Raw genomic sequence first — 23,143 nt, 5'->3', positions numbered from 1 at the left:
GCCGTGATGATGTTGTTCACGTTGCCATTTGGTCCGGCTCGGTCGGACGGCCTGGATCAGGCGGAGATCTGCCCCAAAGGTGTGCTCTTCAAATCACTTGAGTCCGGGGCAGTCGTAACCGTCATGCGACATGGGTTCGGCTACGCCTACTTCACGATGGAACGCGATCACTTGCAGCCAGCCATGGCGGCGGAGATCCTGACGAAGGAAGGCGAGCATCGATTCATCTATGGTCCGATGCGCTCTTATATGTTGCGGTGGACCCGGAAATCCTCAAAGACTTCACCTGGAGACCCGAAGACGGAGACGATCCCAATGCTTTCTACACAATCAGGGCCGATGACAGCGAGGAAACACTATTCACTCTCAGCTATATCGGCAGCGCTCCTTGGTTCAGAGCAAGCCAAAGATGGGCTCCAGGGCAGCGCTCGGCAGCGCCCGCATTAAATTGCGGCGGATCCTGACCCAACGTTCTTCCAGCGCCCCGCGAGGAACTCGCCACATGTTCGAGTTAGCCCTTAAGGGACCATATCAGCCACCCCTAAGGTTTACCGAAGCCCCGGGCGGAAGTCCCTTTACCTTGGCTATGACCTGCCCCATTATGTGCCAATAAACTTCCAAATCCGACAGTTCCTGGTTCGAGATGTCGTCTTCCCCACCGAGGAAAAGTGGCCTCTTATAGCCAATGCACTGGTCATAGCCAGGTTGCGCACCGCCGGCCGCCAGCCAATCCTCCAAATATATGTTGGCAGACAGCGCTGCGTCAGGATTTTCCACCACCAATACGTCATGGAAAGTCACGATATTGTTGGGAATTTCAAGCGCTTCGGCTGTACCTGGCTCAAACAGAACCACTCCAGGCTGTCCTTGCTCGAGTCTCTGAGAGTCGAGTGCAAACGCAGAGCCCTGCCAATCGTAGCCAAAGCAGGTTATCCGTCCAGTGAACCCGGGAAAGCCCAGGCAGACCCTCTCGTTCCATCGTGCCACGTCTTGCGCTCGGATTATCCTGTACAAGCCATGCCGGAACGACGCGCCGCCGAAATCTGCAAACAGTTCGTTCAATCCAGGCACTTTCGTATCGAGAGAAAAAGTGCCTGCATCGGCCGTCACCTTGCTGTCCGCCGGAAAGTTTTTTCGGAATGTCTCAAACATTGCGGTCTCCAATCGGTCCGGAACGGCGTCATTCACCAAGTTAGCTCACCAGGCAGGCGACGTCCCGCAAAGCTCAATTTCGCTATCCTCCATCGTCGACCCGTTTGATGGATGCGGAAGGGAGACCCAGCTCATCGAGCACATCGAAGGCACGCTCCGAGATCACGAGATTTAGCTTTTGGTTGATACCGAAATCGTCGTGACCTGCTCTACCGTCTACTTTGAGCCAGACGAACAGAGGGAGCTTAACGTCGGGCTGCAGCTCGTGAAACTCCTCTGATGTGGTAATTTCCGCATGAGCGAACGTGGCGCCAGTGACGCCGATAGCAAGCAACCCCCGTTTGGCTTCTTCGACAACGAGGAAACAAGGAAAAGAGGTAACAAGCGCGTCGCCGAACCACCCCTCAACTCGATAAATAAGCTTGCTTACGACAGGAGGGTGGACGCTGGTGTCCATGATAGTGCCCTCGCCCAGTCCGCCGGCGACGTCAGGCTTAACTTCATAATATCTCATCATTCACCTATTGGCGGGTCGAACAGATGCCCATACTTCTTGTCTAGCTGGGTTGCGTAGTCAAGCACTTGCTGGCGGGTTGCCGTCACGTGCGCTTTATAGAATTCGTTCCACTCAGATCGAATGACTTTCTGATGCAACTTCGCGTCGAATTCTTTACGGATACCGCGAAGATTTTCGACTGAATGCATCTCCTCATCCGTGAAAAGTCCGGGATATTTTTGAAGAACACCTTGCTCCACACTATGATGGACCACATAATCACTTATATCTAGTGTAGGATTCGCGTCAGAGAATGTTTTCCGATAATTTTTCGATTTGGACCATCCAACCTTGGCGCCGGCATACTTAATTGCGGAGGGGTCCCTAGCAAGTAACGAGGCCAGTAACGCAGTTTCAACAGCGCTTTCCGATATCTCACCGCGTTGCGTCCTACGGCGCGGAGCTTGTGGCGATGTCGACCGAGCGATGGCTTGCTGAAACCGAAGAGTTTCAGTGTCGACTCCTCGAACAAGAGCGTCGCCCCCTTCGACAAGCTCGGATGGGCGTTTCGAAAATATGGAGAGGCTCTCTGCCCAGGGTTTGGCAATCTTCCCCGCGCGTTGCAGGGCAGCGGCCGCCAACCTATCGGCAGGAAACGCTCCCGCAGCATTAAGCAGTGCTTGGCCGTAGTTGCCATCCAGCGCCGAATTCGCAGCTTTTTCCAGTGCGAACGACGCGCCTAATGGGGTGAAATCGGCTACAGAAATTCCGTCTTCGCCGAGCCCATCGGAGCCCACGAGCTTTTGCGCAAGGAAACGCCGCAAACTTCCGCGTTCGCTATCGCCGGCGATCAATCCTCCAAGCCACTCCTGACCGGTCGGGATGTAGCTGGTAAGTTCTGCCTTTGCTCCCGATTGCCCGGGCTCGACGGTGTTCGCCAAGTCGAGCAGGCCCATCGGGTCAACAACTGCAGCCCTAAATGAGCTGTTCGCGATGTCGCTATCTGCGTGCGGCGCGCCCGTTTGAATCAGATGGGCAAGCACCGCCTTGTGCGCTGCTTGATTCGGTAGTGCCGCGAACACGTTGCGTAGCTCTACGTCCTCGCCTTGCTGCGGCCAGGTCTTGTCTTTGAGTTTCCCGACAAGGCCTCCAGCCACGGAACTAGGCAACGGCTGAACGGTCTCGAAACCCAATTGCTGCTGGGCGGCGATCGAGCCGATGATTGCCGCCTGATAGTCTTCCGGCTTCGACAGATTGTTCCAAGCCGCATCGAGGTGCGCGAACGTCTTGCGGACATAGCCCCCGGGATCGCCTTGCCTGACCTTGAATGTCAGATCGGCGGCAGTGGCGATGGCATCATGACGTGCCTTGTCTTCCTCCGGGTTCGTGCTGTCCCCCCTTGGGGCAGAATCTCTGACCCTGGCTCGGATGGTCTCGTTCGACATCCAGCGCATGTCGTAGAATTGCCGACTGACATCGATCGCCCGATTGAAGCCCTGGAAGCGCCTGACGCCTTCGGTGGCGCCATAGAGAGCGACGAACTGCTCGGGGGTCGGTGTAGGGCCGGAATAGATTCCAGTGTCCCTGATGGCGGCCGGGGCGTTTTGCTCGGCCAGGCCGATGCTGGTGCGCATTTCGACTTGCTGGGCGGCGTCGGCAGCCTGGGCTTGCCGCGCCAAAGCCGGCCAGTCTTCAGGCGGAATGTCGTCTCGGAAAGCCTGCGCCACTCGCTCGTCTGGCGTAGGCTTGCCGAGGCGGTCGCCTTTTGACGCAGCAGAACTTGTGGCACTTGCCTGCTGACCACCAATCACCTCTGCCGTATCGTCCTTCGTCCGGCTTCCAGCCTGTGCCGCGCCCAGCATCTCGACGGCCCGCTTCGGATCCTGGGCGATGATCGCCTGGATCAGCGCCTTGGCCGTGTTGGTGCGCCAGGCGGCTTCCGCCGCTTGCCGGGCAAGCGGGTTGCCGATCTTGGCGATCAGGGCGGACCCGCTCCGCCGGATCGCCTCGAAGTTTGCAGTTTCGTTCGGGTCGCTTTTTGCGATGGCGCTGGTGGACATGGCGTCGACCTTGGCCCACTCGGCCAACTCATAATCGTCGCGCCGCTGAAGCTGCCGCTGCGCCATGCGGTCAGAGCCGGCCTCGCGCAGCGCTTCCTTCTGTTTGGCAAAGTTGGCTCGCTGGCTCTTGGGTATGTTGGGCAAGACGGCATCGAACAGCGTGTCGAACAGGCCTGTCTTCACCACGCGGCCGGTGCGCGGATCGACCTGGCCATACATGGCGTCGTGCAGGCCGGCGCCGTCGGCCGGCGCGTTGGCCGTCACCTCTTCTTCCGCCTGCGCGATCTGGCCGTTGAACCGGCGCCGCGCCAGTTCGGCGTCGAACGCCTCCTGCCGCTCCGTCATCTGCCGGTGGTGCTCGGCGAGAGCGGAAAGGCCGTCGCCAAAACCCTGCATGGCGGCGCCGACCGGCGAGCCCTGGGGGTATTGCGGCGCGTTGCCGGTATCGAGTCGGCGCTGGCCGACGGAGAGCGGAATGATGTGCACCATTTTAATAGAGTCCCGAATAACCGCCGACGATGGCCGCGCTCGCCCGAGGCGAAAGTGTCGAACCGCCGAGGGTCACTGCCTTGGCTGGATCGTAGATTTTGGAGAGGCCACCAACGAGCGCACTGCCGGCGTCAAAGATCGAGCCCGTCATCGCCTGCTTGCCCTGGAAGCGCGAGATGGCGGCCTGACTGTTGAGGTTGTTCTGGCGCAGCTGCGAGTTGTACTTGATCGAGCCGAGGTCCATCTGGCCTTGCCTGGCATTCGCCGCCAGCACCTCGGTCGGCGAGCCCGCGATGCCGACGCCGGAGGCGCCGGCCTGGGCGCGCGCCTGGGCTTGCAGAAGATCCTGCTTGTGGCGCTCCTGGCTCTGCTCGAAGGCAGCGCTTTGCGCCTCGGCCTGTGCCTGTTGCTCGTAGGCCTTGGCCTGGTAGTTGGCTAATTGCTGCTGCTGGACGCCTTGCATCAGGGCGCCGCCGGCCGAAATGGCCGTACCGAGAAGGGCTAATGTGCACATGGTCAGCCTCGTGTGGATGCGGGAACGGGTTTTCTCTTCGCGCCCGCCAGTGGCGCGCGAAGCGAGGGGCGCGGGTCGAGCGCGCCGCCGGGGCGGATCAGCGAAAGCAGGATCCGGTCGGCCTGCAGGCCGGCGCGGCTGAGCCGCGCCGGGGCCGCGGCGCGTGGGCCGGCCATGGCGGCGCGGCGCGTGGCCGCCAGATTGGCCTTGAGGTCGCAAAGCCCGGCGGCATCGAACAGGCCGTTGGCGGTGCCGATGGTGCGGATCAGCGCATCGGCCTCGAACAGCTCCTGGCGCAGTTCCTCGACCAGCCGGCGGACGGCGGACCAACGCTTGCCGAGCAATGCGGCCTTGGCGCCGGTCTCCCCGCCCAGCGCCTCGATGTCGGCGCGCGCCTCGGCGGCGGCAGCGGTATCGCGGCGCTCGTCCGCCGCGGCGATGGTCTTTTCCAGCACCGCGATCGCCTCGTTGTTGTCGTCCACGGCCGCGCGTGCCGCGGCGAGGTCGCCGTCGCCGAAAACGGCGCGGTCTTCCGCTTGCCGCAGGCTGGGCCGGTTGGCGATGGCAGCGCTGAGGTCGGTGTCGAGCAAGGCGATGACGGCCGCGAAATCGGCAGCCGTCCGCGCCCTGCCGAGCTGTTCGGCATGGGGAGATGTCATTGGGGTATCCTTTTTGGATGAGGCGTTATCTCCCCCCTCGAGGAGGAGATGGCCGGCAGGCCAGAGGGGGTCGCCTCGCGTGGAGAGCCGGCATCTTCTTTCAAGCTAAGAGGTCGCGTCTCGCCGCACCGGCCCCCTCTGTCGCCTTTGGCGACATCTCCCCCTCGAGGGTGGAGATCAGCAGCGCCGGCCGTTAGGGCTCCGCGTCAAATACCGGGGTGAAGGCACGGATAGTGCAGGGCGTCGGATTGACATGGCGGATCCGCACCTTGCCCTGCCCTTCCCAGCTGTCGTCGATCGGCACCTCGACATTGCCAGTGAACAGCGTCGCCCTGCCATCCGGCGCGACGATCGAGGGCATGCGCACCGGCTCCCAGCGGCCGCGCATGAAGGACTGCACCTGAAGCCCCGTGGTGTCGGTTTCGAGCAGCGACAGGATTGCCTTGGCCACCTTCTTGCGGCGGCCGATGATGGAGCCGTCGCGACCACCGACATCGAGTTCCAGCGTGTCGGCGCCCGCCGCATAGGGCAGGCCGAGCTGCCATTTGGCGGCGGTCGAGCCACCCGGTAGCGTCACGGTGCCGCCGCCGCTAACGGTGAGGCCACGGTAGACCTTGCCATCGGCCAGCACATCGACGGACTGGCCGGCGAGATGCGCCGCACCACCGACCATGGCCACCACGGCGCCCGTATAGGTGAGGCCGCAGTCGACCTCGAAGGCATCGCCGATGGCGCCGTATTCGAATGGCGTGGTCTTGATCTCGATATAGCGTTTCGTCACACCGCCGATGGTGCGCTTGACGACCAGCCAGAGATCGTCATTGCCATCCTGACCGGGCGTCACGGCGGCGCTTTCGACAACCGCCCATCCCGCACCACTGAAGGCACCGCCGAGCCGATGCCGGTGCATCCCCCTCACCTCCTGGCTGGGCTGGTGGGTGTAGCCGCCAAGCTCGCCATTATCGAGCGGGAACCACAGCAGCGGGTCGGGATCGGTCTGGAAGGCCAGTTCGACCACGCCCTGCTTCGGTATATGTTCGGAAATCTGGCCGACATCGTCCGAAGTGAAACGGCTCTGCGCGGTCTGCGTCAGCTCGGCGATCGATTTGCGCGAGCGCGTGACATAGAGGAACGACTGGCCGGCATCGACCGGGCGGATGCGGGCGCAGCCGAACGTGCGCGAGCGCCGGTTCTTGAACGAGGACGGCGTCAGCGCCTCGTCTATGCCCGAGCCCGACAGAGCGCGCACGCCGCCCGACGTGCCGATCAGCAGCGCGCCGTCGGAATCGGCGATCCAGACGATGTCGTTGGCCTGACCGCCGCCGGCCTGCACGAACTCCAGCGCATCGTCATCCTTCTCGCCAAGTGCGAAATTGTCGAAGTCGCCGGTGGCGGAGGCATAGACCGAGAACTTCCGGCTGAAGGCCAGGCGTTCTTCATAGAGCGAACCGCTCTCGACATATTTGCCGGGCACGAATGTGCCGAGCCGCCAGCGGGTTATCGGCGAGAGATCTGGAAGCGCATGGCCATAGAGCCTGATCTTGACCACCGTGGTGCTGGTGCGGCCGGTGATCTTGGCCCAGCGCCACACATTGTCGCCGCCGAGCAGCCGGATGGCGCGGCCGACGTCGGTCGATTGGAACCCTGCGTCGTCATTGATGCCGACGATCGATGACGCGGTCAGGTCGAAAGGTGTCATCGTATCGCCGTTTTCAGCCATGGCCAGTTCGGCCATGCTGGTGACGGTCGCGTCACCGCCGCCGCCACCCGAAAACTTGAACCGATAATACTGATAGGTGGTCGCGTTCTGGAAATCGAAGAAACGCACTTCCGATCCCGACCAACCGATCTCGCCGGCGCGACTATCGAGAGTTGTGTAGTTTATCCCGTCATTCGAGCCTGAGAGCACCCACGCAGTTGCCATGTCGCCATTGCTGGTGACATTGTCCGTGCACGCGATCCAATAGGCGTTGACCGCCTTTCCCTGGCCGGACGGGAATTGGTATTGGACAAAGCCGCTGCTTCCGTCCCCCACCTTCACATATTGGTTGAAGTCGCGATCGAAAATCTTCCAACTGCTCGCGCCGGTTCCATCGTCCGTCACCGTCCCGCTCGGCGCGGTCGCGGATGTCATCTTCGGGGTCGCGTGACCAGTGTTGGCCGGGGTCAGCGTGGTAGCCGTTGCGTTGATGTCGTCGTAGGGACCATCGAGGAACTCGAAATCCGTCAGCGCCCAACTTGTGTGCACGGTGCGCGTCAGCACCTTGAGCGGATGGTCGCGATGGCTGATCCACATCTGGTCGGCCGATTGGACAAAGGCGAGTTCGAACAGGTCCGCCTCCAGATAGGGCGAAGCGACCTCCACAGTGCCGACGCGCGCCCCATAGGCGTAGACGCGGATATACTGGTCGCCGAATTCGAGCGCGTAGGCCTGGTCGGCCGAGAAGATGAACGGGATCAGCCGCGTCTTCTTGGCCGATGTCTTGACCTCGCCGGCGAAATAGGTGCCCCCACGCTTGCGGATGCCGCCATGCGGCAGCGTGACGAAGTTCTCGCATCTGGCGAGTGCCGCCCGATAGAAATCGAGCGACGCGCGCGCATGCAGGCGTGGCGAGATCTCGCCACGGGTGAAGACGTCCTGGACCGGATAGAGCGCCGTCATCAGCGTGCAACCCTGGTGTCGCCGCGCTGGATGGACCAGGAGGCAGTGTAGAACCGGCCGCCGCGCTGGATCGCGTTGGCGTTGAGCGCGGCGTCCAGAGCCCGGTCGTAGGCCGAGCGGGCAATGTCGATCATGCCGGATTTGTGGGTCAGCGGATGCGCCACCTTGATGGCGAGGGCCGCCACCAGCACCTCGGTGAACAGCGCGTCCCAATCGTTGGGGTCGGTGAGATTGGCGACGTAGCGGACCGTCAGCGGACCCAGCTGGTCGCAATAGATAAGACCTGCTTCCTGCCGCCACGAGATCGGCACGCCGTCCGGCTCGCCATTGTGGGTCAGCGGCAGCGGCCGCAGGCAGTCGGCCGGCAATTCATAGGCGACGTTCAGGCCGCAATCGCCGCCGGCGGTGTTTGCTCCGGCCATCGTGGCGCGCAGGATCGCGAACACCCAGGCGCATTTGGCGAGTTCGGCTTCGCGCGTCAGGTCGAAATGCAGGTTGAGCAGCCGCGCCGCCTTGACGTCCTGATCGAGACTGTCGATCGGCGCCTCGTCGAGAACGGCGAGCGCCATGTTGGCGATGTCGAGTGGTGTGATGGCCATGGCTCAGCGCCTCGCCAGTTTGTTGGAAAGGGTCATGGTGCCTCCAGGCATGAAAAAAGCCGCTGCGAAGCGGCTTGGGGTTATGGGACGATGGAGCTGCCAATCTCTTCCCCTGCGGGGAGAGGACAGAGCGAGCAGGATCACCGCGCTTCAAGCTTGCGGCATCCCTCAATGTCCGTTTGCCAGCGGATGCTGTTCCTCAGGCGATCGGGCCTCAGTAGTCTACCACTTGCTCCAGATCGGGCTGGAGAATGCCGCCAGGACGATCAAGGTAACCATCAGGAGCACGACGCCGGCCAACAGTAACGCCCAGTAGGCGAGGCGATCGCCCTGATCGGCGCGCCGCTTTAGTGCGTCATACTTCGCAAAATTGGAAATCGCGTAGAGCGAAGAGGACTTCGTCCGCCCAGCCTTTATGTCCTCGTCGAGCAATTTTCCTCCATACCAACTGAATGGCGCCGCCAGCACGAGAGCGAGAATTACGAGGAGGAAGAACCAGCCGTCAAACATGACTTTGTCGCCCAAGGAGAAGCACTCGGTACACGAATGGGACCAAAGAACAGTTAGCAGGTCGAATACAACTCAAACATTTCTGCTTGAGGGCGGGAGCGCCATCGCCCCCGCCCCTTGCCTCGGCCCTGCTAAGCCTCGGTGGTCTTCAGCGCGATGAACGTCATGTTCTTCACGCTCGACGCGGTGCGGTCCCAGTTCGCCGCCAGCGCGAGCTCCGCGTCGGTGGCGAATTCGCCGGCCGAGGAGGCGTCGAGGAAGCGGGTGCCGGGAACATGCGGCACAAAGTGCCGGCGGCCGACCATTTCGGTGACGCCGCCGCCATGGCCCTGGCGCGGCTTGCGGTCGAACTCCAGCGGCCCGCCCTCGGTGTTGACCGGAAGCTCGTTCCACAGGATCGCCTTGTCCTTGAACATGAAGGCGGTGTAGACGCCCGCCGCGACCGGGATATCGTCGTCCACCACGCAGCGCAGTCCCATGTAATAGGGGATGAGCGGCCCGCCCTGCTCGGAGGACGGCACATAGTCGATGAGGTCGGCGAGCTTCAGCGCCTTCATCTGCTTGGAATGCATCCAGATCGTCTTGAACTTGTCCGCGCGGTCGCCCATCAGATAGGCGGCCTCGATGATGTCGGTGTCGACGATGGAGGCGCCGGTGGTGCGCACCAGGTCGCCGCCGTCATTGGCGATGTTGTCGGCTACGACGCCCTTGAGGATGCCGAGCAGGGTCAGCTTGTTGGCGCGCTGCCAGTACTCGGTCTGCCGCTTGACGATCAGCTTCTGCGGATCGTCGCCGGCCAGGATCGAGGTCAGGTCCGGAACGCCCCAGGCCTGGGCACGGACGTTGCGGGCGGCGACCTCGCGGCGCGAGCCGATCTTCTTCATCTCGATGGAATCGGCCGGATCGTCATTGACCGGTTCGGAGGGGTCGTTGCCGAGGTCCTTCCAGCCGGGCATGTCGACGGAGCGGCCGCCCATCGACAGTTTCGAGGAGATGGCGGGGTCGGAAAACAGGATTCCGGCCTGGTAGATTTCGAGCGACTGCACATGTTCCTCGAAAGCGTATTGCGCATAGACGGACGGAACGATCGCGTCCGCGATACGGGTATAGGCATCTGCCATTTTTGTCTTCCTTCAGGTTTGGTTTGGCGGTGGCTGCGCCCCTCACCCAGCCTCCGCTTCGCTCGGCAGACCTCTCCCCGGCGGGGAGAGGAGACCTGAGACGGCGGTGTCGGCCTCTTCTCCCCGTCGGGGAGAAGGTGGCCGCGAAGCGGCCGGATGAGGGGCATTCGGTTACGGCTGACCTCTCGTCAGAGCGGGTTGTTCGGCATCCAGCGGTCCGGGTTCTCCCCGGCCTCGCGAGCCAGCCGCCGGGCGCGGGCGGGGTCGCTTTTCACGAGGGCTGAAATCGCCGTCAGGTTGCGTTCGCCGGAAGCGTTGCGCTTGAACGGATTGCCTCCGGTCGAACGCGCGCCGGCGTCGATCGTGTCTTCGCGGAACATGGCGTCGCCGATGGCGTGGAACGCCCTGGCGATCTGCGGATCGGTCAGCGCCCCGTCAGGCAGAAGGATGCCCTTCGCCTTGTAGGCGTCGACCAAGCCGAGCTTCTTCATAGCCCGGTTGGCGACCTCCAGCTTTTGGCGGAAGCCGTCGCTGTTGGTCGGCCCCCACTCCCGGACAAGGTCGTCATGGGTGGCTTCCACCGAGCGGGCGAGCGCCGTCTCCTGAGCTTTCGCCTGCTCGGCCATGTAGCCGACGAACTTGTCGTGATAGGCCTGCGCGGTTCTTGGCGAAGCACCCGCTTCGACCGCCCAGGCCTTGGACGCCTGAGCGAGCTCGTCCGAATAGGCGAAGTTTTCCGGCAGGCCTTCCGGCCGGCGGTATTCGACTGTCTCGGACGAGGTGAGCGGCCGCATGGTCTCGGGCAGCCGGGCATGAAAACGCTCCCAGTCTTCCCGTGACGCATCCGGGCCGGGAACGCGCAGGCTCTCGCCCTGCTGCCGCTCCAGTTCCGCATAGGATGTGAAAACCCGATCGAGGCTTTCAGGCTTGGTCCAGCCCTTGGTTTCAGCGAGCTTGCGGTTGCCTTCGGAAAGACCGTCAAACCAACTTTTGGGGTCAGGCGCGGCGGACCCGTTTTCCGCGCCTGCCGTTGGCCGTACTGGGTTGCCCGCCGGCTGCGCGCGCGCCGCCACGGACCCGGCGTCTGCCAGATCTGTCATGAGTGAGATTCCTTTGTTGAGAGTTCAAAAGAGAGCCGACGGCGACGCTGCCGATCTCCCCCCTCGAGGGGGAGATGGCCGGCAGGCCAGAGGGGGTACCCGCGCGTGGAGCGCAGACCCAATCTGCCGCCGGAGGTCGAGCCCAGTCGCGCCGACCCCCTCTGTCGCCTTTGGCGACATCTTCCCCTCGAGGGGGGAGATTGGCGCCTAGACGTTATCGCCCCAATTCTCCCACAGCAGCGTTACCGTACCCGTCACGGCAATCGTCCCGTCCGCGTCGATGTCCGTGCCGGTGGCGAACGCCAGGTTGAGGTAGAGATCGGCCGGCGTCGTCGTGCCATCCAGCGTCGCGGCGGCGGCGACATCGGCGGTCGAGGCGGTCGACAGGGCCGCGCCGGGGCCATCCAGCGTCCGCGCCGTCGAGACCAGCACATTGGCCATGGTACCGGCCAGCGTCGCGCTCGACGCCGCGGCCGAACCCAGCGACCAGGTCAGTGCCGCACTGTCGTTGATGGTGGAGGCGCGGGCGGTCAGCACGGCAAACTGCAGCCTGGCCGTGCCGCCCTTGATGCGCACCTTGCCGTCGGAAAAATCGAAGATCTTTTGGCCTGCATAGGCCAGCGCGTCCGTGACCGGCACCTGCATGCCGGCGAAGGTGAACACGGTGCGGTAAGAGCCGCCCTGCCCGGTGGTCACGGCCTTCAGGCCGAGCTTGGGCGGGGCAAGGCCGGCCTCGCGGGCGGCGGCACGGGCAAGCGTGCGGGGAAGACCACGCGTCATTCTATGTCTCCATTCTTGGTGGGAATTCGAGGGGATGCCGTCGGTCACGGCAGCTTCAGCCGACAGGTAGGCACGGCGCGAACCGCCTGACTCAATTTGCCAGCCGGCACCGCTATCGCCTTGTTCGAAAGGCTTGTTTTCGGGATCACGGTCCATCAACGCCCGAGAAACCATGTCTCACTTCGTGACGAAGCACGCCGCCGTTCCGCCGCAATGCGACCGCACTTGGCTGGACGTCGGCCCGCGTGGCCTCAAAAGGAGGTTCTTCAGATGATCATCAAGAAAGCGATTTTGGCCGTCCTCATGACCGCGGCCCTTGCCGGCTGCGAAACGCAGACCGAAGGCCAGCAGCGTGCCACGACGGGCGCCCTGCTCGGTGGCGCCGGCGGTGCGCTGGTCGGCCAGGCCATCGGCGGCAACACCAAAAGCACGGTCATCGGCGCGGCCGGCGGCGCGCTGCTGGGCGCCGTCGTCGGCTCGGCCACCACCCCTCAGCCCCGCGGCCAACAGCTCTGCCGCTACCAGGACCGCTACGGCCGCATCTACACCGCGCCTTGCGACGACCGTTACTACAACGGCAATTATTGATTTTTAGCCGCCTTCTCCCCGTTCACGGGGAGAAGGTCCCGGCAGGGGGATGAGGGGCAGCGCCAACGTCTGAAAAGCTGGCGCTGCCGAACGCTCAAGCCGCGAAATTTTCGTCCACGAACATCTCGGCAAATTTCTGTGGTGTGAGAGTTACTTCATTGTCGCGGGCGATTTCCAGGTTCCTTGCCCACATATCCCGGATTGCTGCCGGCATTCCCTCAGGCATGTGCATGGACTGGGCTATTGCGTCATGCCATTGTCCATCATCGCCATAGATTGATTGCAGTTTGGGGCCCATCTTTTTCAAGCCATCCTCCGACTCTTGAGAAAGTTCTCCGATGGCCCAGAGCACATAAAGCTCCAGCAGCCTAGCAGCGGCTGTCCATCTAACGTGGGTTGGTCGACATATTACCTCTCATGCATCATAGGTGGCGTAGTAGATAAGCCTTTCACAAATGGCCGACAGACTGGGCTTTTCCTCCTGCGACGCGACCCAGCCCTTGATGACCTCGATCGCGATGTGGATTTCGAGAAAGTATGTCAGGCCCTCTTTGGCTGCCTCGGCTGGCACCAGTGCGTCTTGCGGCCCGGTTGCAACCATTGCATCTGAATCTTCGGTCCAAGGCTCCGACACATAAATCGTGTCCTCCTCGTCAAATTCCGGCAACCGTCCAACGATATCCAACAGCCTCATTTTTTGCCCCATAAAGAAAAACCTCCTCGGCCAAGGGTCTTCTGGAAGATAGTTCCACCATCATGTTGGGATCTAGGGACAAGTTGCATCACACCGGGTTCTGCGGCGTGGTGCCAGCTGAAGCCAGTAGGCGCGGTCCGGGGAGCGAGCGCAGACGGCGCTGCGGCTTGTTGATCGTTAGCCCCTTCGCCCCGTTCACGGGAGAAGGCCCCGGCAGGCGGTTGTGACCTTGGACAAGGCGGGCAAGGTCAAGTCGGTCGCCGTCGTATCATAGGAACCACATTCCGAAGCGGCGGCGGATACGGCCCGGCAACTTTCGATCTGTCCAGCGATGTTGGCCCGTGGATCTGAGCACGTTCTAGGCATCCCGGGTCACGGCCTCCGCAAAGTCAACGCACCCCGAGACACGGTGACAGTGCACTCTTTAACCGCATGACTCCGGAAACTTGGCTCGGGGCAGGAAATGCTTCATTGTCACGCCAATTCGGGAGGGATGATGTTATGAAAGCAATTGGCCTCGCACTTGGCTTCTTGATGTTGTCGGCACCGCCTGCTCCTGCCGAGGAACCCATCGAATGGACCGTTTCCACAAGCGGCGGAAGCAAAATCGAGATTCCCGTCTTCTTTGCCGACGGCGACGCTCGACTGCTCGGCGGATTTGCCGAAAACCTCGGCACAGCGTTCGAACCGAAGGAGTATCCAGGAGTCCAACTTCGTCAATATCGTGCCGGTACCAGGAAAAAAAGCCCGTTCGAGTACATCAGCGCGGAGCTTGTTGGCAATACTGACAATGTGACATATAAACTCGACAAGCCGTCGCTTGCCGCGATTTCCGGCACAGGAATCTTCTACGGCATGTGTCAAAAAACGCGTTATTGTCACCTGTTTCGACATGGCCTGGGGCAAGAAAGATCACGCGACGTTCAAGCCAATTGCCGAACGCATCGCCCGGTCATTTCGTAAAAATCGGTGATCCGTGGGCCTACCTTTTCCGGGCGTAAGAACTCGGGGAATGCGAGCCTTCGAACACATTTATCTTTAACGTTCGAAGGGTGGGTCGAGTTTGCGGAAGTCCTCTTCAAAGCGCTCGCGCCACTCCTCTTCATCGAGCAGGTCGCCATCACTTCCAAGACTTGCGGCACTAACGCGAACCCAGGGGGAATTGCCAACCGGGGCCAGTAGCGAAAGGAAATTGTTGCGTAATCTAATTGGTAGAATTAATCCCTTCATAAGGCTCAACAATTGCAGATGGGATTCCGAAATTTTCGAGCAAATCCAGCACGCGCGCCGAGACGACGAGACTCAAGTTTTGCGCGATGCCGAAATCGTCCTTGCCCGCTTTTCCGCCTACCTTCACCCACACAAAGCTCGGGAGTTCGACAGCAGGTTGCAACTCCAAAAAATCGTCCCTATCCCACCGGAGACATCAGGCTTAACGTAGAAATATCTCATCTATCACCTACCGGCGGCTCAAACAAACGCCCGTACTTCTTGTCTATTTCGGTGATTTTATCAAGCCATTGCTCACGTGTAAATTCAGAACGCTCAATTTGCGAAGTTGTTTCCCACGAATATCTTGGCACACTTGTTCTAATGACTTCTCCATAGCCCAAGCTTGCCGCGGCTCGCCCATCAGCTTTCAATCAGAGGCAGGATCTTCTCGTCGAGGAATTTGAGGCGACCCGCCAGCATTTCGGCGTTGGCGGGATTCGCATCGACATTGACTGGTATCAGCTTCGCTACCGATTTTCCCTGGCGCGCGGCCTCGACCCACTCCTCCATAGCGCCGATATATTCGTCCAGTGCCTGGTACGGTGTCTTGGATTCGTCGCCGGGTATAAAGGCGGAAGGCACATCACCCACAATTACCCATATCCATTGGAACACTTCAGGCCTGTCAGGTGAAATTTCGAAAAGAAAGATATATATTATTCCTTCTACACCGTATCCTAGATACTCACTCTTAATCGCCTTCCCCCAATCGTAAAAATTTATATATTCACGGGCATCAGAGAGAGCGGCCTCAAGGCTGTCATGTCTATCTGGATCACCTGCCCCAAGTGGCAAACGGCTGACTTTACTGAGATCCGGATCAATCGTGCTCACAGCTTATCTCCTCGATTCTTTTTGCGGGCCCTCTTAGCCCAACGCGGGAAATCCTTCGCTTCTTTGTGACGCCTTACGTGATCTTCTTTTGTGCGAGGCCAAACATTTGATACATGATCCAACCCTTCATCGGCGAGAGGTTTCTCATGCGACAGCTCCATATCTCGACCCGTCTTAGGATCCTTGGGCCACTCTCGACCATATAGAATCTCCCACTCTCTTTTAAGAGTTCTATTCGTTTTACTGCGCTCTGTAGGGACGAGTTTTAGATCGTCCTGGTCACTGATTTTGGGACCTTCGTTCTTCGCGGAAAACGGAGCTTCCGACCCCTTTGCTTGTGCCGCATTTGAGTCGGAATTTGTTGCCGCCGTTGCCTCGTCAATGACTCGGCTTTCCGAGAGCTCAGACGCAACATTGGAGCGTTTGGCGGCAGAGCCATTCGACCCTCCGAGCAGCTTCACCGCCACTCGCCTACCAATTGCGCTAAGCCCTTCGGCAAGAACACTGCCGCCTGCACCCCAAAACGCGCCGCTGAGTACACCCTCGGGAATGCTTTCATCGGTATTGTAGGCGTATGCGCCTCCGTAAGCGCCACCGGTCGCGGCTCCCACAGCTGTTCGCGTGCCGAAGCCGGCCAAGCCACCGCCTTCCGCCGCCGCGCCGATCCCTACTCGGCCAAGCAAACCAAATAAGCCTTGCGCAACGCCATATCCTGATAAGCCGGCGCCAAGGGCTTCTCCCGCCCAACCGGCCCAACCTGCCCGGTCCTCAGCATCCTCCGTCTCGGCCTGCTCACGGCTGAGACGCTCCTCATAGCTCTCGCCCGATCCCGAGGGAGCCAGCTTCGCGACGAGCTTGTCCGCACCTCCGGCGGTCGCACCCTTGGCAATAGTCCGGCCGATATCCCCAAATGCTATGGCAGGTTGCTGCAGCCATGACATGGTGCTGTATTGAGCTTGGGCAGGATGCTCTCCGATCCAAGCCAAACCGTTTTTGAGTGCCGCAACCTGCGCTTCCAACAACTCCGGCGTGATGCTCGGATCCTGGGCGGCTCTAGCTCGCCACCGGGCTTCTGCCACCATCGAGATTTGCTTGGAAATCTCCCGGCGCGCCCTCCGGTCGCGAACCGCCAGGACAATCGAGCTCAACTCGGCAAAACGCTGGTTGAACGGCTTGCTTGGGTCGATGTATTTTGCTGCTTCCCGGTCAACCACGGTCCAAGGCAACGGCAATCTTTTATTGAAACCTAACTGTTGTTGAGCTGTTCCAGCCCACGCAATGGCTGCGTGGAAATCCTCGGGCGTTTTGACCTTGCTCCAGTCCGGAGCCTTGCCGCGAAACAATTGGCTGACATAGGCGACGGGATCGGCGTCGCGGGCCGCCATGATCAGCTGCGCAGCGCCGGCCTTTACCTCGTACCGTTCACGCTCCTCGGGTGATCCCCCCGGTCCAGGTTCGAGATCCCGGAGCTCTGCATGTATCACCTGGTTCGACAGCGGATACATGTCGGAGTACGTCTTGGCGACGTCGGTCGTTATACGGAATTGTTCGAAACGGTTAGAGCCCTCGTCGGCACCGTAGACATTGACGAAATCCTGCGCGGTCGGCTGCTCCTCGGGGTATTTTCCGGTGGCGGCGATGACAGCCGGCGCGTTCTGCTCGGCAAGCATGACCCGCGCTTTAGCACCGATCAGTTGGGCCGCGGTGGCGTTGTTGGCCTGGTCCTTCAGCGCCGCAATATCACCTGGCTTTAGGTAGGTGAGCGCGTCGAGAGGCATGGCTGTCTCGCCATCTGGCGAAGTTGCTTCGCCGAATGCCTGGGCTACCGTTTCGTCCGGAGCTTTTTGCCCTTTCGCAGCCGCTTGCTCCCCTTGCCGCGCGGTCCCCAACTGCATCCGCACCGTCTCGCCCATGCCGTCGCTCGCCACCGGGATCGCGCTCAGCATCTCGGCCGCGCGGCGCGGGTCCTGCACGATCAGCGCTTGCATGCGCGCCTTGGCGGTGCTGGCGCGCCAGGCGGCTTCCGCCTGCAGCCTGATCTGCGGATCGAGGTTCATCTTGGCGAGAAGATCGAGACCGGTCTGGCGGGTGGCGTCGAAAGCGACGGTGTCGTTGGGATCGCTTTGCGCGATGGTGTTGAGCTCGGCGACTTCGACCTTAAACCACTGGTCCTGTTCATATTGCTTGCGGCGCTGGAGTTGCTGCATCGCCATGCGCGTGGAGCCCGCGTCGCGCAGCGCTTCCTTGCGGCCGGCGAGGCCGGCGCCCACTTCAGGCGGTGTCTGCTTCACGAAAGAGTCGAACAGCGTGTCGAATTGGCCGGTCTTCACCACCTGTCCGGTATGCGGATTGACCTGGCCGTAGACGGCGTCGTGCAGGCCGGCGCCATCGGACGGGGCATTGGCCACGGCCTCGGCCTCGGTCCTGGCGATCTCGCCGTTCAGCCTGCGGGCCGCGATTTCGGTATCGAAGGCCTGCTGCTGCGCCTGGCGCCGCTCATAGTGCTGGGCGACAGCCTGCCAATAGCTGTCGAGCGGAGGCGATGCCCCGCCCGCCGGCGGGGCGTCGGCATATGCCGTCGCGTTGCCCGTATCGCGCCGGCGTTGGCGAACGGAAAGAGGAATGATGTGTACCATTGGCGTTGCCTGCCCAAACTGGTTTGAAAAAGGGCGCGGCGCCGGCGATCGCGGCACGGCCGGATCGCGCACACGCCGGCGCTGCGTTGTCCGAGGTTTTGTCGGATCGGCGTTTCCTGGAAAACCGGTAGCAGCGGCGCTACTTGTGAGGTCAATGGGCCTGGGCGGTAGCGCTACGGAGTCGCGGAGGCGTAGCGATCGCATCTACACCGCGCCTTGTGACGACGGGGGCTACCACGGCAATTGTTGAGGCGCCGGCAGCGAAACTGCCAATCTCCCCACTTGTGGGGGAGATGTCCGGCAGGACAGAGGGGGGCGCCGTAGGGCGCCAAACCCGATAGAGGTTTGACGATGCCTCACACGCCGTTGCGCACTGAGCTTGGCGAGGGCTCTTGAACTGGTTCTCCGATGGGCGGACCGCAGATCTGCGGCAACGCCAGCGGGACAGCGCCCCCCTCTGCCCTGCCGGGCATCTCCCCCACAAGGGGGGAGATCAGCAGCTTCGACGCCTCACTATCCCTCCGCCCGCGCCGCCTTCTCCAGCGCCGCCAGCTGCGTCTCGTCCAGCGTCAGGAACCCCATGATGTGCTGCACCACCTCGGCGCGGGCATTGCTGAGCGCGCTGTGCAGCTCGAAGCCTTCGGGCGTCCTGGTGCGCGCCATCCACTCGCCATAGGAAGGCCGCCGGTAGTAGCCGACTGTCGCCGTGAGGTCGGCCAGCACCATCTCGCCGTCCTCGCCGGAAAAGACCCGCAGATAGGCCTTGGTCAGCGCGTCCCGTGCTCTGGCCGGGCCGCCGGCATGACTGGCGCGGGCGAAGCGTTTGCCGCTCATGCGCCGCCCGCCACTCTGGGGCCGCCAGCCTCGCCCGGCGCGCCTTGTGGCGGCGATCCGCCCACCTGGCCGCCCTGCAGCAGACCTTGTAGGCTGTCGAGCAAGCCGCTGTCGCGCGCCTGCACGGCCGCCGGTACGGCGTCCCTGGCCACCTTGCCGGCGCTGGCGATCGCGGCCATGCCGTCCTGCGCCTGCTGGGCCTGCGCCCTGGCACTGCGCATGCCGTCCACCTCTTCCTTGCGGCGGAAGATGCGCTGCGGGCTGCGGCCGGCGCTCTGCACGATCTTGATCGCCTCGTCGCTGTCGATATTGTCCATGACGCCGGGATCGAACTGCGCCATCTGCATGGCCGTCGTCACCACCTGGATGGTGTCGCGCGCCTCGGCCGAGCGCCTGAGCACGTCGAGCGGGCCGGTGAAGGTCGGCCGCACCGCCTTGCCGGCAAGACTTTCGGGCGGCGCGAAGCGGCTGTCCTCGTCATACAGCCCCTTGTCCTCGAGGATGCTGAGCTCGCGGTCGAGATTGGCGGCGAAGCCCGCCTGGATGATAGAGCCGGAAGGCCCGAGCAGCGCGCCCTTCTCTTCCTGCCTTATCAGCGCCTCGGTCGCCGTCATCTGCGGGTTCTGCACCAGCGTCTGGAACAGATTGACGAACATCATGTCGCGGATCTCGTCGGCGCGGCTCTGCGCGTAGTTGAAGGCATAGGTCGGGTTCTGGCCGGTGCTGATGGGCACGATCAGCGGCCGGCCATTATCGTCGATCAGGCCGGGATAATTCTCGCCCGGATTGAGCACCGGCACATAGTCGAGCCTGGCCTTGGAGGCGGTGGCCGGGTCGGTGATCTGCTGCAGCGCCCGCAAGCCGGAACGGCGCACCGCGTTCTCCTCGCGCACGGTCGTCAGCGCTTCGATGGCAGGCGAGATGCCGTAGGGATCGCCCTCGTAGCGGCGCCAGTTGAAGGTCGACACCGGGAAGGTGCGAAAACCGCTTTCCCGGACGATCTCCTCCTCGTCCTCGATGACGTGGTAGGAGGCGAAAGCCGTGTCGAGATATTGGTACTGGCCGCCAAGCCTGTACATCCGGCGCTCGTCGCGCGGCTGGATGCACTGGATCAGCGATATCTTCGTCTCGCACTTGGCCGGATCGTCGACCAGAACCTTGATGCGCGCCGGCAGCTTTTCGTAGCCGAGCAGCTGCGCCGCCTGCCGCGCCGTGCGCTCGTAGCGGCGATGGAAAATGTCGACCTGGCCCCAGCGGTTGCGCGACAGATAGCCCTCGACCACCGGGATCGAGGCATAGCGGATCAGCGTGCCGCCGAACCCTTCCTCGGCATAGAGATAGGCTGGGCCGTAGCGCACGACATTGCGCAGGCAGGCTTGCGTGGCCGGCACGAAATTCGAATTGGCGGAGTAGCGCAGCGAGAACAGGAAGTCGCGCAGCGCCTCCGCCCATTCCTTTTCCTCGTCGGTCTCCTCGTCGTTCATTTCCGCCGTCGACAGACCATGCCATTTTTCCGACTGCGGGATGATCAGGCTTTCGAGCCCGGCGGCGAGCCTGTTGGCGGCCGAGTTGATCGTATTGGCGTAGACGCGGCTGCCGCGCCGCTCCTGCGGCTCGGCCTGCGAATCCGGGCCGCCGGCCCGCCGGCCGCTCCAGACATCGGGCGCATCGGGGTCGCAGAACTCCGCCACCTGCTCCCACACCGCCTCATACTGGCTGCGTTCGGTCTCGAGTTCGGACTGGCGCGAAAGGATATCGCGGGCGCGGGAATCGGTCATGGGTGCCTCGTTGAAGCTGGGGGGTCTCCCCCCTCGCGGGGGAGATGTCGCCAAAAGGCGACAGACGGCTCGACTGGATGCGGCTCGCCGCGGCGGACGGAGGTTGGCGCTCCACGCGAGGCGACCTCTGACCTGCCGGCTATCTCCCCCTGGATGAGGAAGAACGGCTCGCTGTCATTTTTTGCCCATTTGCCTGGGCTAGGCTGTTTTTCACGGCGGGTTTTGGAGGAGGTCGAAGTGACGACGAGCCTTGCCGGCACCCTGAAAAACCGCGGCAAACAGGTGGTCAAACGCCTGCTTGGCTATGATTCCCGCAATTGGCTGCGCATCCGCCAGATCGAGGCGTTCACGCTTTTCCTGGAAGCCGGAAACCGCAAGGCCTCCGACGTCATCGAGATCTCGCCCGGCTGGAACCGCTATTGGCGGGCGATGTGTCCGAACTACCGGGCGGTCGATTTCCCCGCTTTCGACATCTGCAAGGACCGCACCGAGGAGCAATATTCCATCGTCATCGCCGACCAGGTGCTGGAACATGTGCGGCGGCCGCTGGCGGCAGCCCAAAATATCCACGCCATGACCAGACCCGGCGGCTGGGCGATGGTGGCGACACCCTTCCTGTTCCGGGTGCACGCCAGGCCCCACGACTACAGCAGATGGACCCCCGCCGGCCTGAAGCAGCTGATGGTCGAAGGCGGCTTCCCTGAAGCCAACGTCAAGGTCGATGGCTGGGGCAACAAGGCCTGCGCCAGGGCCCATATAGGCGGCCCCGTGCGCGCCTATGGCCTGTGGCGCGATCTCAGCAACGACGAGGAATACCCGCTTATGGTCTGGGCGTTCGCCAAGAAGGCCGCCGATCTCCCCCCTTGAGGGGGAGATGGCCGGCAGGCCAGAGGGGGTCGGTCCGACTGGGCGCGGCCTCTTGCGGCACATCAGGTTAGCGCTCCACGCGAGACGCCCCCTCTGCCGCCCTTGGCGACATCTCCCCGCGAGAGAAGATTACCCCCGTCTTTTCACCGCCCTGGCATGCCGGCGCCAGTACCACCAGTCCAGCACGCGCCGGCGAAAGCTTCGCTTCATCGCGGTCATGGTCAAAGCCCCAGGAGCACGCGGCGCTGGCCGGTGAGGCTGCTTGGCGCGAGGTCGGTCTTGATCGTGCTCAGCGTTCCCTGGCGCTGTTCGAGCTCAGCCCGCAGTGCCGCTTCGCGCGCCTGCACATCCTTGTCCTGCGCGGTCGGGGCCGGCGGCAGCGGCTTCAGTTCCGGTGGTTTTTGAAACAGACACATGGTTCCAGCCTTCTCTTGTCCAGTCATAGAGGAAAAAATCTTCGCCGTTCCTGCCATAGCCCGGCAGCAGGCAGCGCTGCGTGGCGCCGAGCCGGCCAAGCCAGCGCAGCGCCAGATGATTGGCGGCCAGGGCGCGGGCCTCGACCCGCCAGGCGCCCCGCGCCGCGACCTGCGGTCCGAGCACCGAGTGAAAGAACGCCGTGATCCGGGGCACGCAGCGCTTCATGCGGCGCGTCCCCCAGCTCCAGGCGATCCATAAGCCGCCGCGCTGCTCAGCGGCGCCAAAGCCGGCCTCGGGATTGCCGTCGAGCTCGGCGACATAGGCAAAGCCCTGCAGCGCCGTCAGCGCCAAGAGCGCCGGCGACCACTGATCAAGCTGGCAGTCGATCTCGGCGCGGTCTTCGGGGCGCAGATTGGCGGCGATGTAGGAGAGATCGCGGAGGTTGCCGCCGACAATTCGAACCGTCATCGCGCTGCTTCATTTCTACTCGCTCCGCAACCTGCTAATAGTCGAGCCAGGGGGATAGAGTGTTTTCAAGATTTCCTAACAACGTACAATGGCACAGCGACCGGAGGCAGCGGCTTCTTAGCCTCTGCGGAGCACTACTGTCGTTGTCGGTGCGGATGACGCTGTTGGCAATGACCGGCGCGATCGTCTGGCGAAGACTGGAGAATCCGCAGACTGCATTTGACCACGGGTTTAGAATTTTCGTCTCAATAATCCTCGTGACGAAAACCGCCTCCGCTCTGCTGGATTTGTGGCGGATATTTCTTTGGACCTGGAGGGCAATGTTTCCCTGCAAGGGAACACAGGACGCTCAGATGACCGCGGCGTCTGTTATGACTTTTCTCTGGATCTCGCTGATCGTCGCGACAGCACTGGTGTCTGCTGACCCTGTTTTTGAATTCTTCAAGAGGATGGGCATTTCGGTTCACGTGTAGAGCGCGGCGACGAAGTGGACCACCGATAGGAATTACGATGACGTGCATTATTCCAGGTTCCGGTTCACGTCAGCTACATAGAGTGCGGTCGTTAAAATGCACTCCGTAATTCCAGGGATCCTCGCCCCAAAAACAAAACC

At 62.2% G+C, this 23,143-nt stretch carries 23 protein-coding genes; 4 read left to right on the top strand and 19 right to left on the bottom strand.

From position 1 onward, the window contains the following. Positions 1 to 531 precede the first annotated feature (531 nt). The 11 genes from FJ958_RS09085 to FJ958_RS09035 all read right to left on the bottom strand — a co-directional run bounded on the left by FJ958_RS09085 (position 532) and on the right by FJ958_RS09035 (position 12,142). Positions 532 to 1,152 carry a T6SS immunity protein Tdi1 domain-containing protein gene (locus FJ958_RS09085; protein ID WP_140741677.1) on the bottom strand — a complete coding sequence of 207 codons (621 nt, stop codon included), beginning with the start codon at positions 1,150 to 1,152 and terminating at the stop codon, positions 532 to 534. Between the two features lie 82 nt (positions 1,153 to 1,234). Beyond that, positions 1,235 to 1,609 (bottom strand): hypothetical protein, encoded by a 375-nt coding sequence (locus tag FJ958_RS09080; RefSeq protein WP_246679558.1) that lies wholly within the window; start codon positions 1,607 to 1,609, stop codon positions 1,235 to 1,237. A 56-nt stretch (positions 1,610 to 1,665) separates the two neighbouring features. After that, on the bottom strand, positions 1,666 to 4,197 hold the full coding sequence (locus FJ958_RS31550; RefSeq protein ID WP_181176338.1) for a hypothetical protein: 2,532 nt from the start codon (positions 4,195 to 4,197) through the stop codon (positions 1,666 to 1,668). 1 nt (position 4,198) lies between these two features. Continuing rightward, on the bottom strand, positions 4,199 to 4,711 hold the full coding sequence (locus tag FJ958_RS09070) for a hypothetical protein (RefSeq protein WP_246679557.1): 513 nt from the start codon (positions 4,709 to 4,711) through the stop codon (positions 4,199 to 4,201). A 2-nt stretch (positions 4,712 to 4,713) separates the two neighbouring features. Next, a complete protein-coding gene (locus FJ958_RS09065; protein WP_140741673.1) occupies positions 4,714 to 5,370 on the bottom strand; it encodes a hypothetical protein in 657 nt (218 codons plus the stop codon). 193 nt (positions 5,371 to 5,563) lie between these two features. Further along, positions 5,564 to 8,032 carry a hypothetical protein gene (locus FJ958_RS09060; RefSeq protein WP_140741671.1) on the bottom strand — a complete coding sequence of 823 codons (2,469 nt, stop codon included), beginning with the start codon at positions 8,030 to 8,032 and terminating at the stop codon, positions 5,564 to 5,566. Next, on the bottom strand, positions 8,032 to 8,631 hold the full coding sequence (locus FJ958_RS09055) for a hypothetical protein (RefSeq protein WP_140741669.1): 600 nt from the start codon (positions 8,629 to 8,631) through the stop codon (positions 8,032 to 8,034). The genes FJ958_RS09060 and FJ958_RS09055 overlap by 1 nt, the downstream gene beginning before the upstream one ends. A 222-nt stretch (positions 8,632 to 8,853) precedes the next feature. Beyond that, the gene (locus FJ958_RS09050; RefSeq protein WP_140741667.1) at positions 8,854 to 9,156 is read right to left on the bottom strand and encodes a hypothetical protein; all 303 of its coding nucleotides are present in this window, start codon (positions 9,154 to 9,156) and stop codon (positions 8,854 to 8,856) included. A 116-nt stretch (positions 9,157 to 9,272) separates the two neighbouring features. Continuing rightward, a complete protein-coding gene (locus tag FJ958_RS09045; protein ID WP_140741665.1) occupies positions 9,273 to 10,262 on the bottom strand; it encodes a Coat protein in 990 nt (329 codons plus the stop codon). A 188-nt stretch (positions 10,263 to 10,450) separates the two neighbouring features. Further along, positions 10,451 to 11,362, bottom strand: coding sequence for a hypothetical protein (locus FJ958_RS09040; RefSeq protein ID WP_140741663.1), 912 nt, complete (start codon positions 11,360 to 11,362; stop codon positions 10,451 to 10,453). 207 nt (positions 11,363 to 11,569) lie between these two features. Beyond that, positions 11,570 to 12,142, bottom strand: coding sequence for a hypothetical protein (locus FJ958_RS09035; protein ID WP_140741661.1), 573 nt, complete (start codon positions 12,140 to 12,142; stop codon positions 11,570 to 11,572). Positions 12,143 to 12,412: 270 nt separating this feature from the next. Between FJ958_RS09035 and FJ958_RS09030 the strand changes: the two genes are divergently transcribed. Further along, on the top strand, positions 12,413 to 12,730 hold the full coding sequence (locus FJ958_RS09030; protein ID WP_140609100.1) for a YMGG-like glycine zipper-containing protein: 318 nt from the start codon (positions 12,413 to 12,415) through the stop codon (positions 12,728 to 12,730). A 94-nt stretch (positions 12,731 to 12,824) separates the two neighbouring features. Here FJ958_RS09030 and FJ958_RS09025 read toward each other — a convergent pair whose 3' ends face one another. Both FJ958_RS09025 and FJ958_RS09020 read right to left on the bottom strand, forming a co-directional pair. After that, positions 12,825 to 13,082 (bottom strand): hypothetical protein, encoded by a 258-nt coding sequence (locus FJ958_RS09025; RefSeq protein WP_140741659.1) that lies wholly within the window; start codon positions 13,080 to 13,082, stop codon positions 12,825 to 12,827. Between the two features lie 63 nt (positions 13,083 to 13,145). Beyond that, the gene (locus FJ958_RS09020; protein WP_140741657.1) at positions 13,146 to 13,424 is read right to left on the bottom strand and encodes a hypothetical protein; all 279 of its coding nucleotides are present in this window, start codon (positions 13,422 to 13,424) and stop codon (positions 13,146 to 13,148) included. 501 nt (positions 13,425 to 13,925) lie between these two features. On the opposite strand from FJ958_RS09020, the gene FJ958_RS09010 reads away from it, so the two are divergent. Continuing rightward, complete coding sequence (locus FJ958_RS09010) at positions 13,926 to 14,387, top strand: hypothetical protein (protein ID WP_140741655.1); 462 nt, start codon at positions 13,926 to 13,928, stop codon at positions 14,385 to 14,387. 241 nt (positions 14,388 to 14,628) lie between these two features. On the opposite strand, the gene FJ958_RS09005 is transcribed toward FJ958_RS09010, so the two are convergent. The 5 genes from FJ958_RS09005 to FJ958_RS08980 all read right to left on the bottom strand — a co-directional run bounded on the left by FJ958_RS09005 (position 14,629) and on the right by FJ958_RS08980 (position 20,778). After that, positions 14,629 to 14,823 (bottom strand): hypothetical protein, encoded by a 195-nt coding sequence (locus FJ958_RS09005; protein ID WP_140741653.1) that lies wholly within the window; start codon positions 14,821 to 14,823, stop codon positions 14,629 to 14,631. 233 nt (positions 14,824 to 15,056) lie between these two features. After that, a complete protein-coding gene (locus FJ958_RS09000; RefSeq protein WP_140741651.1) occupies positions 15,057 to 15,530 on the bottom strand; it encodes a hypothetical protein in 474 nt (157 codons plus the stop codon). Beyond that, the gene (locus FJ958_RS31545; protein ID WP_181176335.1) at positions 15,527 to 18,166 is read right to left on the bottom strand and encodes a hypothetical protein; all 2,640 of its coding nucleotides are present in this window, start codon (positions 18,164 to 18,166) and stop codon (positions 15,527 to 15,529) included. Before FJ958_RS31545 ends, FJ958_RS09000 begins: the two co-directional genes overlap by 4 nt. 513 nt (positions 18,167 to 18,679) lie before the next feature. Beyond that, a complete protein-coding gene (locus tag FJ958_RS08985; protein ID WP_140741647.1) occupies positions 18,680 to 19,000 on the bottom strand; it encodes a hypothetical protein in 321 nt (106 codons plus the stop codon). Next, positions 18,997 to 20,778, bottom strand: a complete 1,782-nt coding sequence (locus tag FJ958_RS08980; protein WP_246679556.1) for a portal protein — start codon at positions 20,776 to 20,778, stop codon at positions 18,997 to 18,999. The genes FJ958_RS08985 and FJ958_RS08980 overlap by 4 nt, the downstream gene beginning before the upstream one ends. Positions 20,779 to 21,015: 237 nt before the next feature. On the opposite strand from FJ958_RS08980, the gene FJ958_RS08975 reads away from it, so the two are divergent. Further along, positions 21,016 to 21,645 (top strand): methyltransferase domain-containing protein, encoded by a 630-nt coding sequence (locus tag FJ958_RS08975; protein ID WP_140741645.1) that lies wholly within the window; start codon positions 21,016 to 21,018, stop codon positions 21,643 to 21,645. Between the two features lie 315 nt (positions 21,646 to 21,960). Here the strand turns inward: FJ958_RS08975 and FJ958_RS08970 are convergent, their stop codons facing one another. Continuing rightward, positions 21,961 to 22,530, bottom strand: a complete 570-nt coding sequence (locus FJ958_RS08970; protein WP_140741643.1) for a hypothetical protein — start codon at positions 22,528 to 22,530, stop codon at positions 21,961 to 21,963. Positions 22,531 to 22,673: 143 nt separating this feature from the next. Here FJ958_RS08970 and FJ958_RS08965 point away from each other — a divergent pair, with 143 nt between their 5' ends. Then, positions 22,674 to 23,003, top strand: coding sequence for a hypothetical protein (locus FJ958_RS08965; RefSeq protein ID WP_140741641.1), 330 nt, complete (start codon positions 22,674 to 22,676; stop codon positions 23,001 to 23,003). Positions 23,004 to 23,143: the final 140 nt, after the last annotated feature.

Origin of the sequence: Mesorhizobium sp. B2-3-5 (assembly GCF_006442395.1) — a bacterium.
GTDB lineage: Bacteria > Pseudomonadota > Alphaproteobacteria > Rhizobiales > Rhizobiaceae > Mesorhizobium.
Note: the sequence above shows the minus strand (reverse complement) of the source record. Positions and strands in the feature narration are given on the sequence as shown.